Annotated in this window: 1 protein-coding gene and 2 pseudogenes; all 3 read left to right on the top strand. The window is 43.4% G+C overall.

From position 1 onward, the window contains the following. Nucleotides 1-41 precede the first annotated feature (41 nt). Nucleotides 42-248, top strand: a pseudogene (locus SSIN_RS11180) (Spy0128 family protein); the annotation flags it as partial. Between the two features lie 126 nt (nt 249-374). Next, nucleotides 375-854 carry a Spy0128 family protein gene (locus tag SSIN_RS11175; protein ID WP_483316108.1) on the top strand — a complete coding sequence of 160 codons (480 nt, stop codon included), beginning with the start codon at nt 375-377 and terminating at the stop codon, nt 852-854. Beyond that, nucleotides 851-4,380: pseudogene (locus SSIN_RS11105) on the top strand (Cna B-type domain-containing protein); the annotation flags it as partial. The gene SSIN_RS11175 and the pseudogene SSIN_RS11105, both read left to right, overlap by 4 nt. Between the last annotated feature and the right edge of the window lie 27 nt (nt 4,381-4,407).

The following is a 4,407-nucleotide window of genomic DNA, read 5'->3' as shown; positions in this document are numbered from 1 at the left end:
ATCAACCGATTCAGCTTAAAGGCGGTGAATTCGAATTCGCCTTGTTTGAGAAAAATGGTACAGATCCAATTCAAACAACAACAAATGACGCAGCTGGAAACATTCAGTTTGGTGAGTTAGAATTCAAAACCCCAGGTGAATTCACTTACACCATCATTGAAAAGAATGCTGGTACAACTGATAAAGGAATCACTTATTCTAACAAGACTGTCGAAGTGACAATTAAAGTTATTGATAACGGTAAGGGAGCTCTTGAAGCAAGCGTTTCTTACGACAATAACAACAGCACTTTCGAAAACACCTATAAGGCTGAAAACGCTAAAGCAAGTCTCGAAGTAACGAAGAAGCTGACCGGTCGAAATCTCGAAGCCGATATGTTTGAATTTGCTTTGACAGACCAAGTCGGTAACGTTGAAACAGCGAAGAATGGTGCAGACGGAAAAGTTAAGTTTAAAGAATTGTCATTTGATGAAGAAGGCACTTACACTTACACCATCAAGGAAGTGAAAGCTGGAACAACTGAAAATGGGATTACCTACGATGCGAAGACAGTGACAGCTAAAGTAACTGTAACAGATGATAAAGAAGGCAAACTGCATGCAGCTGTTGAGTACAGCAGTGATACCAGCGATGGCAGCACAACCTTCACCAATGTCTATACGCCAGCTAAAACTCAAGTACCAGTGAAGAAAGTATGGAACGATGCCGACAATCAAGATGGCAAACGTCCAGAGTCTATTACTGTTAAACTTCTAGCAGATGGTGTTGACACTGGTCAAACACGTGAATTGAATGCAGCTAACAATTGGGAAGAAACTTTCACAAATCTAGATGCCGATAAAGGCNTAAAGTAACTGTAACAGATGATAAAGAAGGCAAACTGCATGCAGCTGTTGAGTACAGCAGTGATGCCAGCGATGGCAGCACAACCTTCACCAATGTTTACACACCAGACAAAACCCAGGTTTCTGTGAAAAAAGTTTGGAATGATGGGAACAACCAAGACGGCAAACGTCCAGATTCTATCACCGTTAAACTCCTTGCCGATGGTCAAGACACAGGTAAGACCCTTGAACTCAATAAAGAAAATAATTGGTCAGGAAACTTCACAGATCTGGATGCAGATAAAGGCGGCACTCCAATCACCTATACAATCGCAGAAGTTTCAGTTCCAGCAGGTTACACTTCAGTCCTTACTGGCGATGCCACAACTGGCTTCACGATTACAAATCGCTACAATNTGGTCAGGAAACTTCACAGATCTGGATGCAGATAAAGGTGGCACTCCAATCACCTATACAATCGAAGAAGTCGCAGTCGCAGAATACAAGTCTAAGGTGACAGGAGATGCGACAACTGGTTTCACCATTACCAATAGCTACACACCAGCAGAAACAAATGTTTCTGTAACTAAAGTTTGGGAAGATGGCAACAACCAAGATGGTCTCCGTCCGACCAAGATTATCGTGAATCTTCTANTTTCTGTAACTAAAGTTTGGGAAGATGGCAACAACCAAGATGGTCTCCGTCCGACCAAGATTATAGTGAATCTGCTAGCAGATGGCGCGAAGGTTGAAACAAAAGAAATCCAAGCTGCTCAAGATGGTTCTTGGACTGCTACATTTACAGGTCTTGCGAAATATAAAAATGGTCAAGAGATCCAGTATACTGTAACAGAAGAAGCAGTTGATGGTTATATTCCAGAAATTACTGCCGATACAGCGACAAGCTTTACGATTAAAAATACCCACGACCTAGCCACAGTCTCCGTTCAAGGAACAAAGACTNGCATTTACAGGTCTTGCGAAATATAAAAATGGTCAAGAGATCCAGTATACTGTGACAGAAGAAGCAGTTGATGGTTATATTCCAGAAATTACTGCAGATACAGCGACAAGTTTTACGATTAAAAATACCCACGACCTAGCTACAGTCTCCGTTGAAGGAACGAAGACATGGGAAGATGGGAACAACCAAGACGGCAAACGTCCAGATAAGATCAAGGTTCTCTTGAACAAGACGGTTGATGGTGTGACCACTAAGGTTGCGGAACAAGAAGTAACTAAGGATAACTGGACTTATGAGTTCAAAAACCTGCCGAAATACGAAGGCGGTAAGGAAATCACTTACTCCATCGATGAAGAGCCTGTTGAGGGCTACAAAAAAGATATCGACGGCTACAATCTGAAGAATAGCTATAACCCTGGCACTGTATCCGTTGAAGGAACGAAGACTTGGGATGATGGCAACAACCAAGACGGCAAACGCCCAGATAAGATCAAGGTCTTCTTGAACAAGACGGTTGACGGCGTGACCACTAAGGTTGCGGAACAAGAAGTGACAGCTGCTGACTGGAGCTACAAGTTCACCGACCTACCGAAATATGAAGGCGGTAAGGAAATCACTTACTCCATCGATGAAGAGCCTGTTGAAGGCTACAAAAAAGACATCGACGGTTATAACCTGAAGAATAGCTACAAACCAGCCAAAACAGAGGTTTCTGTGCGCAAGGTTTGGAACGATAGCGACAATCAAGATGGCAAACGTCCATCTTCTATCACCGTTAAACTCCTCGCAGATGGTAAGGATACTGGGAAAACACTTGAGTTGTCAGAAGCGACCGGCTGGGCTGGCAGCTTTACGGAACTTGATGCCCAAAAAGGCGGCAAGGCGATTGATTACAAGGTTGTAGAAGCCACTTCAATCACAGGTTACACAACTGAAGTAACCGGAGATGCAGCCACTGGCTTTACGATTACCAATCGCTATAGCCCAGAAACAGTTGATATCAAAGCCACTAAAAACTGGGATGATGCGAATAACCAAGACGGGAAACGTCCAACGAAGATTACAATTAATCTCTTAGCCGATGGTGAGAAGGTTGATTCTAAAGACGTTCAAGCTTCAGCAGATGGCACTTGGACAGCAGAATTCAAGGGCAAGGCCAAGTACAAGAATGGGAAAGAAATCAAGTATACGGTGACGGAAGAAACCGTTGCAGAGTATGAAACAACCATTAACGATTTCAATATCATTAATAAGTACCTGCCAAAAGCTATTGAATACAAGGTAACCAAGGTATGGAAGGATGCCAACAACCAAGATGGCAAACGCCCAGACTCTGTCACAGTACAACTTTACAAATCAGTGAATGGTTCAGAACCAACAGCAGTTGCAGGTCAGACATTAACCTTAACGGCCGCAGGTGCAACCGATGCGAATACATGGGTTGCCTCCTTCACAAACTTGCCGCAATTTGAAAATGGACAAGAAATTGTTTACTCTGTGAAAGAAGTCAATGTCCCAGAAGGTTATGAAGCTTCTGTCTCTGGCCAAGTCGTAACCAATAGCCATGATCCAGAAACAATTGTCATTTCAGGAACCAAGGTTTGGGATGATAATGAGAACCAAGATGGCAAACGGACCACTTCTGTGAAAATTCAAGTTCTGCACGACGGTCAGGTCGTAGATGAAATAGAAGTTTCAGCAGCGACTGGCTGGGCCTTTGAATCAAAAGCCTTGCCTAAGTACAAGGATGGGAAGGAAATTGCTTATGAAGTCAAGGAAGTAGCAGTTGCATCATATGAAACTGAAATTACCAAGACCAAGGATGGCAAATACACTGTTACCAACAAGCTGACTCCAGAGAAGATTACAGTAGGCGGTCAAAAGACTTGGAACGATGCCAATAATCGAGATGGCAAACGTCCAGGCTCCATTACTGTGAAGCTCTTAGCCAATGGCAAACCAACTGATAAAACAGCTACAGCGAGTGAATCGACTGGCTGGAAGTATGAGTTTACAAAACTGGATCGCTATCAAGCTGGTAAAGAGATCACTTATACTGTCGAAGAAGTCGCTGTTCCAGAAGGTTATAAATCAGTACCAAATGGGATGAATGTAACTAACAATTACGAACCGAAACCGACTCATGTTCAAGGAACGAAGACTTGGGACGATGCCAACAACCAAGATGGTATTCGTCCAAGCTCTATCCAAGTGAAACTGCTTGCGGATGGTCAGGATACCGGACTGATCGCTACAGCGAGTGAATCGACTGGCTGGAAGTATCATTTTGAAGGCCTGGCCAAAAACCAGAACGGTAAAGAAATTAAATATACAGTCCAAGAAGTGAACGTTCCGAAAGGTTATACATCAACAGTGGATGGTTACAATATTACCAATGTTCACACTCCGGAAGTACCACCAACGACCCCTCCAACAACTCCTCCATCAAAACCGGAAGAGCCACAGACACCAGGAAAACCGAAGAAGAAAAACATCTTACCTTCTACTGGTACCGTTGAGAATTTCTTCCTCTGCCTGTTAGGACTTGGCACACTGGGCGGAGCCCTTTACCTAGGTAAGAAGAAAGCTTAGACCTGATAAGAGTTCACACAAGCAAGC

This window comes from Streptococcus sinensis, from assembly GCF_000767835.1.
Classification (GTDB): Bacteria; Bacillota; Bacilli; order Lactobacillales; family Streptococcaceae; genus Streptococcus; species Streptococcus sinensis.
The sequence above is the reverse complement of the archived record's forward strand: the minus strand, read 5'-3'. Positions and strand labels throughout refer to the sequence as shown.